At 49.8% G+C, this 237-nt stretch carries 1 rRNA gene; it reads right to left on the reverse strand.

The features are described from left to right. Positions 1–86 (reverse strand): 16S ribosomal RNA (locus ATM97_RS27900); the annotation flags it as partial. Positions 87–237 lie beyond the last annotated feature (151 nt).

Genomic DNA, 237 nt, shown 5'->3' on the forward strand with positions numbered 1-237 from the left:
TACCCCGAAGGGCCTTACCGCTCGACTTGCATGTGTTAAGCACGCCGCCAGCGTTCGTCCTGAGCCAGGATCAAACTCTCCGTTGAAGACTCTTGAAACACTCCGAAGAGCGAATCAGAAATATCTAAACTAGAGTCCGAAAACCTAGCAATGCCGAACACCAGCAAAAGTTTGCTGACATTCAAAATGTCCGACCTCGTCAACCGGGGGGTATGAGAGGCCGGAACCAATAATAAT

The organism is Nocardia sp. MH4 (genome assembly GCF_019266065.1).
Taxonomy (GTDB): Bacteria; Actinomycetota; Actinomycetes; order Mycobacteriales; family Mycobacteriaceae; genus Nocardia; species Nocardia canadensis.